The 13,202-nt window shown below is 68.3% G+C and carries 7 protein-coding genes and 1 tRNA gene; 1 reads left to right on the forward strand and 7 read right to left on the reverse strand.

Annotation, left to right across the window (positions count from 1 at the left end; all coding sequences use genetic code 11):
* The first annotated feature begins 22 nt into the window (after positions 1–22).
* Positions 23–99 (forward strand) — tRNA-Met (locus SOM18_RS00005).
* Positions 100–1,117: 1,018 nt separating this feature from the next.
* Here SOM18_RS00005 and SOM18_RS00010 read toward each other — a convergent pair.
* The 7 genes from SOM18_RS00010 to SOM18_RS00040 all read right to left on the reverse strand — a co-directional run bounded on the left by SOM18_RS00010 (position 1,118) and on the right by SOM18_RS00040 (position 13,159).
* Positions 1,118–3,703 carry a cation-translocating P-type ATPase gene (locus tag SOM18_RS00010; RefSeq protein WP_320481118.1) on the reverse strand — a complete coding sequence of 862 codons (2,586 nt, stop codon included), beginning with the start codon at positions 3,701–3,703 and terminating at the stop codon, positions 1,118–1,120.
* The gene (locus SOM18_RS00015) at positions 3,704–4,519 is read right to left on the reverse strand and encodes a universal stress protein (RefSeq protein ID WP_042466795.1); all 816 of its coding nucleotides are present in this window, start codon (positions 4,517–4,519) and stop codon (positions 3,704–3,706) included.
* 396 nt (positions 4,520–4,915) lie between these two features.
* Positions 4,916–7,027, reverse strand: coding sequence for an ABC transporter ATP-binding protein (locus tag SOM18_RS00020; RefSeq protein WP_320481119.1), 2,112 nt, complete (start codon positions 7,025–7,027; stop codon positions 4,916–4,918).
* Entirely contained in the window at positions 7,024–9,630 is a 2,607-nt protein-coding gene (locus tag SOM18_RS00025; RefSeq protein WP_320481120.1) for a cysteine peptidase family C39 domain-containing protein, read from the reverse strand. Before SOM18_RS00025 ends, SOM18_RS00020 begins: the two co-directional genes overlap by 4 nt.
* Positions 9,627–10,775 (reverse strand): HlyD family secretion protein, encoded by a 1,149-nt coding sequence (locus tag SOM18_RS00030; protein ID WP_320481121.1) that lies wholly within the window; start codon positions 10,773–10,775, stop codon positions 9,627–9,629. The genes SOM18_RS00025 and SOM18_RS00030 overlap by 4 nt, the downstream gene beginning before the upstream one ends.
* Before the next feature lie 7 nt (positions 10,776–10,782).
* Positions 10,783–12,222 (reverse strand): efflux transporter outer membrane subunit, encoded by a 1,440-nt coding sequence (locus tag SOM18_RS00035; protein ID WP_042466997.1) that lies wholly within the window; start codon positions 12,220–12,222, stop codon positions 10,783–10,785.
* A 310-nt stretch (positions 12,223–12,532) separates the two neighbouring features.
* Complete coding sequence (locus tag SOM18_RS00040) at positions 12,533–13,159, reverse strand: TorF family putative porin (protein WP_031440440.1); 627 nt, start codon at positions 13,157–13,159, stop codon at positions 12,533–12,535.
* Positions 13,160–13,202 lie beyond the last annotated feature (43 nt).

The raw sequence follows: 13,202 nt of genomic DNA on the forward strand, positions 1-13,202 counted from the left end.
CTTACGTCCCTAACCGGACCGTCGCGGGGTGGAGCAGCCCGGTAGCTCGTCAGGCTCATAACCTGAAGGTCACAGGTTCAAATCCTGTCCCCGCAACCATCTTAATTTGCAAAGCCTCCCCGGAAACCCCCGCGGAGGCTTTTTGCGTTTCCGCTCCAGCGCTTAGCTCTAGCATTGACGCAAACTCGCCGCGAAGATGGATCGTAAGTACGCCGTTTTCCGGTTTCAACACCACGGTGTCGATCAGCGAACGGATGCGCTCGAACGCCTGTGCCTTCAGCGAATCGTCCGGGAACACTGCGGTAAGCTGTTAGACCCTCTCGCGATAAAGGTGTCGGCATAGACGATGTCGATACCGCTTGCCGCCACCGCTGCCACCAGCGCCTTCACGGTCGCGGCCGCGTGCTGGTCGCGACTGCCTTGCGTTCCGCATTATGCAAGCGCGCGAGTTCGCGTACCGGCAGGCGTGCAGGCTCCAGCGCGAGATCTTGGAGCGGAGAGGGCGGCTAGGACGGTATCCTCCCCGACCGGGAACCGCCGTCAACACGTCTCCAACCTCCCCACAGAATTACGATCCATGCCGCTTGATCTTCCTCTGTTCCCCCGATCGAACACGTCGCAATCCGTTAACCAACGGTCTTCGGTGCCACCGACGTCGCCGCGTTCTTCGCGTAGCTGTGGTGTCAGAATATGCACCGGCGAGAACGACCCAAACCTGGACATTCGCGCATCCTCCCCCGCTACCCGACCTTGCACAATCGCTCATCTCCCTGATCACCACGTCCTCATGAGTATGGTGACTGGGAAGGAAACGACGACATCCGGCGTTTTCGCGAAGCGCAGACGCGAATGATCTGCTGCCGTCAGCCGACAATCCTGCCTCCCATCGCTAGATCTGATCGCATCCAAACGCCCCGTGGTCACAACTGCGTACACGGCGTTTGACCGCCGGCCCAAGCAGCCAAGCATGGTCGACTCCAGAAACTCCTAGCGATTGCAGCTTAGAGGCGCGCCACTAAGCAAAGCGATCGACCAAAAAACCCCGATGGTTCGTCTGCCCAACAGAGCAAAGGTAAACGGGCAGGCCGGCGAGGGGTTGTGCCTGAAAAAGCGTCGATCATTGCACGACAAGGGCTCGACTGGCTGGATCGCTCCGCCTGCGCGGCGTCGCCTTGCGGATCAGCGGCTTGCACGCTTCGAGTATGGCGAGCAGCCCGATGCCCATGCCGAGCGCCAGCGTCATATCGCTCCAGGCGATCAAGCCGAACTTTAGCAGCATCTGCGCACGGGGCAGAAACAGGATCAGACCTGTCACGCAGGCAATCGCTGCGACGACATAGCGGAGTGCTGCATTGTGGCGGACCAGCGCATCGCGCATCGACGCGCTGAACGACCGGTTGACCAGGATCAGCGCGAGGATTTCGGCGATCAGCGCAAAGAAGATTAACGCGCGAAGCTCGCGCTCTGGCATCCCGGCCGCTTGCTCGATTAGAAACACTGCCGCCAGTATGGCGAAGGCTAGGCCGCCTTGGAACACACTCCAGACAATCATCGGCATGGAGAATAGCGCCTCGGACGGCGCGCGTGGCGGGCGGCGCATGACGTCTTCCTCGTCCCGCTCGGCTTCGAACACGAGGGTGCAGACCGGATCGATCACCATTTCGAGCAGGGCGATATGGATCGGCCCGAACAGGATCGGCATGCCGAAGAACAGCGGCAGCAGCGCGAGCCCGGCGATCGGCACGTGCACCGCAAAGATGAACGCCATCGCCTTGCGGATATTGTCGTAGATCCGTCGGCCCAGCCTCACCGATTGGACGATCGCGCCGAAGTCGTCATCGATCAGTATGATCGCGGCGGCTTCGCGCGCGACGTCCGTCCCGCGCTTGCCCATCGCCACACCGATATGCGCGGCCTTGAGAGAGGGCGCGTCGTTGACGCCGTCACCCGTCATGGCGACGATCTCGCCCGCGGCCCTGAACGCGTCGACGATGCGCAGCTTCTGCTCGGGCATTATCCGCGCGAACACCGTCACAGCTGGCAGCTGTGACGCGAGCTGGGCATCGTCGAGCGTCGTGAGGTCCGCGCCGGTCAGGACCTCGCCCTCGGCGATTCCCGCCTGCCGCGCGATCGAGCGCGCGGTCGCGGCATAATCGCCGGTGATCATCACGACACGGATTCCTGCGCGACGACACTCGGCGACCGCACCCGGAACACTGGCGCGGATCGGATCGGCCAGTCCGACCAGCCCGACCAATTGATAGCGATAGCCGTGCTGCGTTTGCGCCCAGTCGCGATCCGGCGGTGCCGCGCTCGCGACGGCGAGGACGCGAATGCCGCGCACCGCCATGGCGTCGACCGCGGCGGTCATCGCTGCGTGTTGATCCGGGGCAAGCGCGCACAGGCTGGCGATCGCCTCGGGCGCGCCCTTGGCCGCGATACGCAGCGCGTCGCCGTCGTCCCACACGTTCGACATCGCCAACAATTCGGGACGCAGCGCATAGGTGTGGACGAGCGTTCCGGTGGATGGCGACCGCGCCACGACCGCGGACCACGCGTCGTGCATCGCGATCTCCATCGGGTCGCTCGGCGCAATCGCACTGGCGCGCGCGGCGGTGGCGAGCAGCGCGTGATAGCCAGGCGTCACCGGCCTATTCTCCGCGAGCACGAGCGTCGCGGAAGAGGGCAACCAAAGCTCGGCGACCGACATGCGGTTTTCGGTCAGCGTGCCCGTCTTGTCGGTGCACAGGACCGTGGCCGATCCCAGCGTCTCGATCGCGGCCGCACGGCGGGTGAGCACGCCGACCTTGCCGATCCGCCACGCCCCCATCGCCAGAAACACCGTCAGGACGACGGGAAACTCCTCCGGCAACATCGCCATGCCGATCGCGATCCCGGCCAGCAGCGCCTCGATCCAGCCGCCGCGCAGCAGCCCGAACAACAAAACGACCAGTAGCGCGACCGCGCCGCCGCCGATCCCGCACCAGGTCACGATCCGGGTCGTCTCGCGGCGCAAACGCGGTACCTCGGTCTCCAGCCTCGCCAGCGACTGGCCGATCCGTCCCACCTCGGTGCGTGGCCCGATCGCGAGAACGCGTGCAAGCCCATTGCCGCGCGTGACGAGCGAGCCCGAATAGACGAAGGGTTGGCCTTCGCCACCGGGGCGGCGGGGCTCCGCGGCGGCGGCATCCGCTGCCGGGAGCTTGCCCACGGGCAGCGATTCGCCGGTGAGGAGCGACTCGTCGGTCTGGAGATCGTCGGCGTCGAACAGCAGCGCATCGGCGGCGATCCGGTCCCCCTGTTCGAGCACGAGGATATCGCCACACACCACCTCGCGCGCGGCGATGTGCTGGCGCGCACCATCGCGGACGACCTGCGCACGCGGTGCGGAGAGATCGCGCAATGCATCCAGCACATGCTCGGTGCGGCTTTCCTGGACCACCGTCACAACGATCGAAAACGTCGCGAAGGCGAGCAGGATCAGCGCTTCGGTAAGATCGCCGAGCAGCATATAGGCGACACCGCCGGCGAGCAGCAGCGCCAGCATCGGCTCGCGCAGCACGTCCAGCGCGAGCCGCAACACCGAATGCCGGTCGGCGCGCGGCAATTCATTGGGGCCGTCGCGTAAAAGCCGTTCGGCCGCGACCGCGCTGGACAGTCCGCTGCGATCGGCATCGACGGACGGCGTGGCCGTGCCGGGCATTCAGTGCGCCATGAGAACGGGCAAACGCGGATCGTCGATCAGGCTGCGCGTTACGCCGCCGAGCAGGATCTCGCGCATCCGTGAATGCGCAAAGCCGCCGACAACGAGGAGGTCGGCACCGCGATCGAGCGCGAAGCTGGTCAACCGGTCCTGCGCTTTCCCGCTCCGGTCTAGCGCATGCCCCTCAACCCCGAAACCGTGGCGGTGCAACAGCGCGACGACCGGTTCGAGCGCGGTTTCCGGCTGATCGGCCAGACCGTGTTTAATCGCAACGACATCGATCCGCGCACCGGGCGCGGCGAGCCGGACGAGATTCTGCAAGGCGCGCATCGCAGTCGCCCCGGGCTTCCAGCCGAGCACGGCGTGACCGACGTTGCGGATCGAGCGGCCCGGCGGCAGCAGCAACAATGGCGTGCCCGAGGCCATTAATACGGTCTCGATTGTCCGGCGGCGGAGCCAATCGATCGACCAGGTCTCATGCGGACCGATCATGACGAGATCCGCGAGAGGCGCGCTGGCGCGGACGTCGCCCGGGATCCACCCGACATCGTCGCATTGCGACACGATCTCCGCCTGGCTGTCGGGCGGCAGGAGCGCGCGCAGGCTGCTGGCATGGTCGCGGACCAGTTGCCGAAGTTCGCTGGACAAAGTGTACACCGTGCCGAACGGGGCAAGATTAGGCGACAGCATGGGTGCCGCGGTCAGGACATCGAAGATCATATGCGCCTGCCGCTGGTCGGCTAAGCCAAGGACCGCGTCGATAAAGCTGCCACCGCGGACGGGGCCCTCCACGATTGCGAGAATTGTCTTGATCATGGCCACCTCGTTGGATCGGGCCAGTTTAGGTCAAGGATCATGGGCTAGATTTACGTAGTTTACGCAGAGGCAAGCCGCGACGCTTTGCGATCTTCTCGGCCAGTCACGCCTCCCGCGCTTCAGCGTAGGGTCGATCTCATGGGAAAAGAGCAGTCGGAGCGTGTTGGCCAGTCTACCGGACGAAGTAAGCGAGCATTGACCGATATCCGCACCAACGACCTGGATACCAATTTTTCGAAAGGCATCTAAGGCACCAGGTGCCTAGAACCACAGACGGGTTACTCCCAAGCGGCTTGTAAAAGTCTGGCTTCCGCAGGGGTCTGTCCAAGTCTGACGATACCCTGAGGCTCCGATCGACGCGCTGAGCGCGACGCTGGCATAGTCGAATATGCGTGATCATCGATGCGTGATGACGACCAGGGCCTGCGACCGGCTGATCGCCGCGGCCAGGCATTGACCAAGACGCTGTGGATCCAGCGACGCGAAGCTCTCGTCGAGAATCGTGAGCGATGCGCGCTGCAGCAACGCACGCGCGAGGAAGATGCGGCTCCGCTCGCCATGCGACAACTGCCAGCCGGTCTCGCCCACCTGTTGCTCGATCCCGCCCGGCATCCGCGACAGCAGATCCCCCAGACCAAGCTCCTCGCAGAGCTCCGTCGCATCGGCGAGATCGGCGGAGGTGGGCGGCCAGCTGCGCGCCATCAGCAGGTTGAAGGCGAGCGATCCCGACAGGATATGGTTGTCGTGAAACTGCGGCGCGGCGGCGGCCAGACGGTGCCAGGCGTCGCCCCGCGTCGCCTTGTCGAGGCCGTCGAGTAGCAGCAACCCCGATGTCGGCGTCTCCAGTCCGGTCAGCAATGCAGCCAGTGTGGACTTTCCGCCGCCCGACGCGCCGTCGAGCAGGATTTTCTCACCGTGCCTGATCGTCAGGTTCGCGCGATCGACGATCCGGCGATCGGCACCGGGATAGCGAAACATAAGCCCCTCGGCCTCGATCAACGGCCGGTCCTCGTCCGCAATCCCGTCGGTTCGCCGGTTCACCGTGACCGCCCCGCCGCGCGACGCGGCAAAGAGATCGCGCACCCGCGACCAGGCGATCGCGGCGCGTGCAAGTCCAGCCGAACCGCCGGCGATCCCGCCAAAAGCGCGCTGGCCGAGAAGCAGCCCGCCCAGACTTATCGCCAGCGTCACGGGCGACGGCACCGGCTGTCCCGCAAAGGCCGGGACGAGGGCGGCGATGCCCGCGAACAGCCAGATCGATGGCAGCGCAGTCACGCCGACAATGCTCGCGCGATCCATCGCCGCCGATGTCGTGAGATAGCGCTGCACCACCGCGTCGTCCTGCGCGTCCCGGCGCGCAGCGCGGTCCTGGGCCAACCGGGTCCGATGTCCGACCATCGCCTCGATAAGCGCGTTGGTCATGTCCAGACGCTCCCCCGACCACCGTCGCATCCGCACGAAATATCGCCAGCCAAGCAACCCGGTCAGCGCGAGCCAGCCGACCAGCAGGGTCAGATGCGCGGCCGGCGCTGCGCCATGGGCGAGGACCCATGCGGTGAAGACGAGTTCGATCCCCGCGAGCAGCACCCCGATACCGCCGTTGAAGGTGAGCGCTTCGAGCGCCTGCGCGTCGATCACGCGACCGATCATCTGGCCGACACCGCTGCGCTTGATCGCGTCGGGTCGCAACGCGAGCGCGCCGGCGAGCAGCCGCGCCTTCATGATCCGTCCGAGGTCGACCGCGAGGCTCGCCTCGCACCACGCGCTCGCGGTCTGCGCAACGACGGCGGTGAGCAGGATCACCATCCAGCCGAGCAGCCAGCCGGAATCGACCTTGCCCGCCAGAACGCCTTCGCCGATCACCTTCCACCCTGCGATTTCCAGCACGTAGAGTGCGACGAATGCCGCAACGATCAGCGCGAGCGTACGCAGACCGCCGTCCAGCCGCATCTGCCGCCAGACCGGCGCGGAGGCAGGCGCACGGAGCAGGCTGATCCCGCCGATCCGTTCGGCCTGCAGCCGTTCGTGGAGCAGCGCGGCCGCGGCGCGCGGACGACGGCGTGGCTGGATCATCGCGCGATCGAGCAGTTCATCGACCGCCGCGCGGTGTTCTGCCGCGACCGGCTCGACGAGGCGATCGCGCAGCGCAGCGATCGGTACGCGGCGACGGTGCGCCTGCCGATCGAGCAGCAGCACGCCGCCGCGTCGCCGGCCGGCGAGCGCGAAGAAACCCGGGCCTTCCGCCGTGTCATCCAGCAGGATCGCGGGCCCGCCGCTTGCCAGCACAGCGTCGATCGCGGAGGCCGGTGTCTCGACGTCGACCACCTCCACTCCCAGCCGCGCCGCCGCCCATTCTGTCCACCTTGGCACGTCCTCGAGCGCGAAGGCGGCGGGGACGACCAGCGGATCGGTCGGCGGGTCGCGGATCAGCCCGGCATCCAGCGCCAGCGCCTCGATCGCTTCGCCGAGCCGGGCAAGCGGCCACCAATTGGGGGCGAGATCGGTCATCGTGCGCGCTCCACGACCAGGCCATCGACCATTGTCAGTTGCCGCCACGCCGTGCCCTTGCGCAGCGCATCCTGCACCGCGGTTTCCGCGTCGAGCAGGTCGCGGTAGCGCGACGGGGCCGCGGCCAACACCGCCGGCGCGCCGTCCTCGATCAGCTGCCCGTCCTCGATCACGAGGACCCGATCGAACGCCTGCGTTTCCGCGAGATCATGGGTGACGCACAGCAGCGTCGTCTCGGCCCACCACACGCGTGCTTCGGCGAGCAGCGTCTCGCGCTGACCACGATCGAGCCCGCGAAATGGCTCGTCGAGCAGCACCAGCCTGGGATCGGCGACCATCAGCGCCCGCCCGAACCGGACGCGCTGTCCCTCGCCGCCCGACAACAGTCCGCCGCCTTCGCCGAGCATCGTCTGCAGTCCTTCGGGCAGCGCGCGCGCGATCCCGCGCAGCCGCGCCGCCGCCATCACGGGCCCGACCTGACCGATCGCGTCGTCGGTCGCGGCGTAGAGCAGGTTGTCGAGCAGCGAGCGGTTCCACAGCTGGATCGCCGGATCGACCCAGGCAGTCGTCGCGCGCAACGCCACCGCGCAGAGCGGTGCCCCATCGACGGTGACCGTTCCTGCCGCGGGCAGATGCCAGCCGAGCAGGACGCCCAGCAGCGTCGACTTGCCCGCCCCCGAGGTGCCGACGATCGCGACATGCTCGCCTGGCGCGATGCGGACGCTGAGCCCGGTCAGGATCGGATGCCCGCCTGCGACGATATCGACCGCATCGAACGCGATCGCGACGGGACCCTCGCCGGTCGGCGCCGGGCCGGCGATCGGCTCTTCCCGGGCATCGAGCGGCTCGACGAGGCGGAGCAGGACGTTGCGCTGGCCCGGGTAGCTTTGCGCGTGCCCGGCAAGCCGCGATCCCAGGCCCGGAAGCTTCAGCGCCCAGAACACCAGCAACAGGTCCGCACCGCCGACACCGGACCCGCGCGACAGATGGCTCGCGACCAGCGCCGCCGCCGCCATGGTGCCGATCAAAGCCTGTGCGCCGTCCGCCCTAACCGCGGTGCGCGCGAGACTGCGCATCGCATGCGCCCATTCGACGAGCAGCCCCTCGTGCTGGCGCGCCACCGCGCGCTGCGCGCCGTGTGCGCGGATCGGCGCGAGGCCAAGGATCGCGTCGAGATAGAAGCCGTGGAGCGCGCCTGCGTGATTGCGGACGCGCAGGTCGCGTTCGTTGAGCACCGGCTGGATCGCGAGCGGCATCGCGATCGTCAGCAGCGCGACGCCAGCTGCGGCAAGGCCGCTGTCCGGGGCGATCAGCGCAATCGCGAGCGCGGTCAGGGCGAGTTCGAACACGGTCTCGACGAAGCGCAGACCGATGCCGGGAACATTGCGGATCCCGTGAATATTGTGGCTCCGGTCCGCCATGTCGCTGATCGGGCGGCTTTGGAAATAGCGATCGGCCAGCCGCGGCGCCTTTGCGAGCAGCGCTATCCGCAGCCGCACTTCCAGCATCCGTCCCATCCGCAGCGCCGCCGATCCCGTCGCCAGTTCGATCGTGAGCAGCACCGCGATGAACACGAGCAGCGCGACTCCCGCGGTCAGCCGGTCCAGCCCCATCGGCAGCCGCTGCGCGACGTCGATCAGGCCGCGGAACAGCAGCGCCTCGAGCATCAGCGCGCCCGCCGCGAGCGCCGTGGCGAACATCAGTGCTACCGGCGCGACCAGGCCGTCGGCCCGCAGCATCGCAACCAGCGTCCGGAGCGGCGTGGCGGGCGGCTCGACGAGCGCGGCGGCGAGTTCGGGCGGAAGATCGGCGGCGGGCGCGGCGGCGGTATGCCTGCCTGCGATGGTCACCAGCACCGCCCCGCGCACCACCGCGTCGTCCCCGGCGGGGACCGCGCTCCAATAGGTTTCGGGGATCGCCGTGAACGGATCGGCCGCAGCACGATCGGCGAGCGCCCCGATCAGTCGTGCGGCATCCGATCCGGGCGGCAGCGCGCACGCGTCGACCAGCGCCGTCACCAGCCGTATCGCTGCATCGATCGCGGCGGCGTGCTGCCACTCCGCAGCAGTGACGGTAGCGAGCAGCCGATCCGCCGTTCCGCCCGCGACGCCGATCGCGGCAAGGCGCTCGCGCCACGCCGTCGCTGCCTCCGCCGAGCGTGCCCATCCGTGCCAGGCCGCCGCGGGGACGCGCGTGCAATGCCGGTAGATCGCGGCGCGGAACGTCGCCTCGCGCAGCCAGCGTCGTCCGATCGCCGGGTCCATCACCTGCACCCAGCCGCGAACGCGCCGCCACAGCACGACGAAATGCGTCGCCTCATCGGCATGGCGAACCACGACGATCGCGGGCAGCGTTATGCTGGCGAGCATCACATGGTCGGCGGGAACCAGCACCTGCTCCGCCGCCAGGCCGAGATGGTTGGCGACGGCTTCGATCGTGTCGATCGACGTGCCGTCGACGCTGGTCTGGCACGCCTCGCGCAGCCGCCCGTAGCTGACCGGGATACCATGCCCCTCGAGCAGGCACTTGAGTGCCGCCGGGCCGCAATCCATGCTCGATGTCTGGACGACTTCGGGGGCGAGCCATCGCCGCGGACCGCTCATCGCAGCGCCCCGCCTGCGGTCCGCATCAGCAACCGCGCGGGCGAGACATGCTCGACCGCGACCTCGACCGACCCCGCAAGCCCGTGCGCCAGCGCGACGCCGCGGATGGCGCCGCGTGCCGCGGACAGCTCGACCCGCATCCGGCCGTCGCGCAGCTCGCCGGCGACACGCTCGACCCGTGCCGGCACGACGCCATATTCGGTCCAGGGATACCCCGCGAGGCGAAGCGTGGCGCGCTGACCCGGACGGATCCGGCCCAGTCCGTTGGCCGGATCGAACGCCGCGACAACGATCAGGTCGCCGGCCGGGAGGATCGTCGCGAGCCGCTGACCTGCCACGACGATCGCGCCTGGGGCGACCGCCTGGACATCCGCGACGACCCCCGACACCGGCGCGCGAACCACGCGACCGGCAATGTCGATACGCAGTTGCGTGGCCAGCGCCGCGGTCGATGCCTGGTCGTCGGCCAGGGCGAGGCGCATGCGTTCGAGCTCCTCGCGGTGCGCGCTGTTCCGGCCGCCGCGGGACTGTGCCTCGGTTGCGATGCGGCGTGCGTCCTCGGCGAGCGCATCGCGCGTAGCAGCGGCACGGCGCGCATCGGCGCGGGCGCGGATGGCGTCGGCCTGCGACACGCCACCCGCCTCGCTATCCTCGACGTGGCGTCGCGCGATATCCGCGGCAAGACGCGAAGCTGCATCGGCTTCGGTCGCGCGCGCGCGCGCCGCACGCGTTGCCGCCGCCGCGCTCGATCGATCCGCGCTTTCGGCATCCCCAAGCAGCGCCATCTCACGGTCAAGCGACGCCAGACGTCGCGGATAGTCGCGCATTCGCCGCTCCGCCTCTGCGAGCCGGAGCCGCTGGGGTTCGGCATCGAGCGAGACCAGCACGTCCCCGGCCGTCACGCGGTGCCCGATCGCGAGCCGCGTCGCGATCATCCGCCCCGATTGCGCGGGCGACACGGCTCGCGGGGCCGTGCCGACCTCAAGCCGCGCACTGGTCGACACCTCGTACAGCGTCACCGACGCCAGCGTGAACCACAGCAGCCAGATCGCGAGCAGGGCTGCTGCGACGGCAAGCGCGAATAGTGCCAGGCGCGGCGTCTCGCGAGCCAGCGCGTTATGCGTCCGGGCGAATGGCGTGGCCATGCCGCGATCACTGCCCCGCCGGAGTGAGGGGGGATGGCGGCGAAGACGTCGTCCGCCATCCACCGCCGAGCGCGCGGACAAGGCCGACGGTGGCGATCGCCCGCGCATGACGAAGCCGGACCAGCCGGGTTTGCGCGCCAAGATCCGCGCGTGCCGTGTCGAGCGACTCGAGCAGGCTGATCGAGCCGCGGGCGAGGCGTCGGGCAGCCAGCTGTTCGCCGCGAAGGCTCGCATCTGCCGCTTCGCGCGCCACCGCCTCCTCCGCCGCAAGCAGGCGCGTGGCGGCGAGCTGGTCCTCCACGTCGCGAAACGCGCGCAGGATAGTGTCGCGCTGCTGCGCCTGGGCCAGCTCCTCCTCGGCCGCCGCCCTGCGAACGCGCGCGGCGGTACGGCCACCGTCGAAGATCGGCAGCGAAAGGATCAGGTTGAAGCCGAACGTCTGCGCAGTCTGGGACAGGAGCTCGCCGAGCGTCGGCGAGGCCTGCCCGCCATTGCCCGTGAGCGCAAAGCCCGGAAACCATGCGGTCTTCGCGGCCCGATGCCGCAACCGCGCCGCCTCCACCGCATCCGCGACCGCCGCAACGTCCGGCCGTCGCAGCAGCATCTCGCTCGGCAGTCCGGCCGGGATCGTGGGAACCGTGAGGAGTTCCGGTGCGGCGCGACGGTCGGGGATTGCTGCGGCACCGACCAGCAGTGCCAGTGCATGCCGGGTCAGTGCGCGGTCGCGGTCGCGCGCGAGCAGGTCGGCGCGCAGCATGGCAAGTTCCACCTGTCGCCGATTGACATCGCGCGCCGCGGCATTGCCGCGCGCGGCCTGCGCCGCAACGATCGCCAGCGCCCGCGCCGCCCGGTCGATCGCGCTGGCCAGGACGTCGCGCTCGCCATCGAGCGCGCGCAACGTGAAATAGGTCTGCGCAATCTCCGCTTGCACCGCGAGCCGCGCACCGGCCAATGTCGCTTCTGCGGCGCGCGCATCCAGCCGCGCCGCGCGCGCGGCCTTGCCAAGGCCGCCAAATAGGTCGGGCTCCCACGCCGCACGGAGGCCAAGCTCAAACAGACGGCCGTTTTCGCCGCTGGCGGTGGCAAGATTGCCTGACTGGTCGGCGATGCCGGCGATCGCGGCAACCCGCGGCAGCCGTTCGGCGGAGGCCGTGCGGACGGCGGCCCGTGCGATCGAAAGCCGCGCCGCGATGATCGCGATGTCCGCGTTATCGATATTGCCCCGCGCGACAAGCGCGTCGAGCTCTGGGGAGCCGAAGATCGTCCACCAGTCCGCGCGCCAGGGCAGCGGGCTCGCGATGCGCTGTGCCTCGGCATAGGTCGCGGGCACGTCCGCTGCGTCAGCGCCCGCCGCGATGCCGAGCACGCTGGCAACGAGAAGGGGGATTGCGTGCCGGACGCGGAGATGGCCGGAACAAGTCCGGCCATCTCGTCTGGAAACGATCATCTGAGATCGCAACCGCAGCGGGTCAGGCGTGCGGCTTGGGATCGTCCCTGCCACGACCGCGACGGATGTGGCCGGCGGGATCATCGGCGCCGCGCTTGCCGGCGTGTAGATCGGTCTGGATCTTCATGCTTCTTCTCCTGACATGCCGCGCAGCAAGACTCCGCGGCGGGTTTCGGTGGGTCGGATCCTGTCGAAAATGGGCGTTCTTGCGTCGCTCGAAGGTTTTTCCGACCGCATCCCATCACCGCTGCAGGCGGTGACATGCGTTAGTGTCGCGCGCGCGAAAAACGGTTCAACCCATTGGAACTTTTTAGAAACTGCGTCTCGCGCCGAGGATGAGGCCGCTCTGCCAGCGTCCGCTGTCATGGTTTGGGCCATTGCCTGCCCATTGCACGGTGATGGCGAGTCTATCGAACCGGCGCGCGACACCCAGTCGCCAGTCGAGCTCGATGAATCGCGGCCTGCCGGGATCGCGTGGTGGCGTCAGGACCCCGCCATGGCCCGCCAAGGACCAGGGGCCGTGCTCGACCAGCGTCGCGTTGACGTCCACATAGGCCGCTTCGCCGCCGCGGCCGTCATAATCGGGCGTCAGGTAGAGATGCGACTGCACGCGCCGCCCGATCAGTCCGACATAGGCTTCAGTCAAACGGCGTGCATAGTCGCCGGTAAAGAACCGGCTATAGACCCGATTGGTGATGCCGATATCGAAGGTCAGCGCGCCGCTGAGACGTCTGGCGTAACCGACATACTGTACCGAACGGTGCGGCCGGACGCCGCTGTCTCGCGTCGCAACGACCGTCGCCGAAATACCGGCATAAAGCCCACGGACATCGTCATAGGCCAGCGTCGCGGTGCCGATCGGTCGATCGCCGCTGACCGTCTGTCCGCGAAAGCGGTCATCCGATGCGACGGAAATCTCGAACCCGGTTTGCGCCATCGCAGGCACGGGGCCGAGGCCAATCGAGCATATTGCAAGACCG

Origin of the sequence: Sphingomonas sp. CFBP9019, from assembly GCF_034045155.1 — a bacterium.
Taxonomy (GTDB): Bacteria; Pseudomonadota; Alphaproteobacteria; order Sphingomonadales; family Sphingomonadaceae; genus Sphingomonas; species Sphingomonas aerolata.

What these genes read in the sequence shown, in the direction of transcription:
- SOM18_RS00010 (WP_320481118.1), bottom strand. Translation starts at nt 3,703, where the DNA reads ATGCCCGGCACGGCCACGCCGTCCGTCGATGCCGATCGCAGCGGACTG.
- SOM18_RS00015 (WP_042466795.1), bottom strand. Translation starts at nt 4,519, where the DNA reads ATGATCAAGACAATTCTCGCAATCGTGGAGGGCCCCGTCCGCGGTGGC.
- SOM18_RS00020 (WP_320481119.1), bottom strand. Translation starts at nt 7,027, where the DNA reads ATGACCGATCTCGCCCCCAATTGGTGGCCGCTTGCCCGGCTCGGCGAA.
- SOM18_RS00025 (WP_320481120.1), bottom strand. Translation starts at nt 9,630, where the DNA reads ATGAGCGGTCCGCGGCGATGGCTCGCCCCCGAAGTCGTCCAGACATCG.
- SOM18_RS00030 (WP_320481121.1), bottom strand. Translation starts at nt 10,775, where the DNA reads ATGGCCACGCCATTCGCCCGGACGCATAACGCGCTGGCTCGCGAGACG.
- SOM18_RS00035 (WP_042466997.1), bottom strand. Translation starts at nt 12,222, where the DNA reads ATGATCGTTTCCAGACGAGATGGCCGGACTTGTTCCGGCCATCTCCGC.
- SOM18_RS00040 (WP_031440440.1), bottom strand. Translation starts at nt 13,159, where the DNA reads ATGGCGCAAACCGGGTTCGAGATTTCCGTCGCATCGGATGACCGCTTT.